Genomic DNA, 695 nt, shown 5'->3' on the forward strand with positions numbered 1-695 from the left:
ATCACACCGCAGCTGATGCCCGCGGTGGTCAGCACCGGCCTGGCGACCGGCTCGCGGCAACTGGCCAAGGCCAAGGTCCTGGTCAAACGCCTGGTGTGCATCGAGGACCTGGGCGACATCGACATCCTGATCACCGACAAGACCGGCACGCTGACGGAAGGCCGCATCCGCCTGGTCGGCACGATCGATCCGGCCGGTGCGCCGGCCGAGCCGGTCCGGCGGCTCGGGCTGCTGGCCACCGACGTCGACCCGGAATCCGGTGTGGTGAGCGCCAATCCGCTCGACGCCGCGCTGTGGGACTCCCCGCAGCCACAGCAACTGGTGGGCGGCGCGGTGCGCCGCGTCGCGCTGCTGCCGTTCGACCACGAGCGGCGCGCGACGTCGGTGTTGGTCGACGACGACGGCAACCGCCTCCTCGTCGTCAAGGGCGCCCCCGAACAGGTCCTGGACCGGTGCGACGGGACGCCGGCGGCCGCGGATGCGACCCTGGCGGACTTGTTCGCCGCCGGACGGCGGGTGGTCGCCGTCGCCACCCGCCCGGCCGCCGAGCTGACGGAGCTCACCGCCGACGACGAACACGACCTGACGCTGGCCGGCTTTCTGGTCTTCGCCGACGAACCCAAACCCGCGGCGCGCCAGTCGCTGGCACAGCTGGCCGAACTGGGCATCGAGCTCAAGATCGCCACCGGCGACAA

At 71.9% G+C, this 695-nt stretch carries 1 pseudogene; it reads left to right on the forward strand.

From position 1 onward, the window contains the following. Positions 1-15: 15 nt before the first annotated feature. Positions 16-695, forward strand: a pseudogene (locus A5705_RS22160) (magnesium-translocating P-type ATPase); the annotation flags it as partial.

The organism is Mycobacterium sp. E787, from assembly GCF_001668725.1.
Lineage (GTDB): Bacteria > Actinomycetota > Actinomycetes > Mycobacteriales > Mycobacteriaceae > Mycobacterium.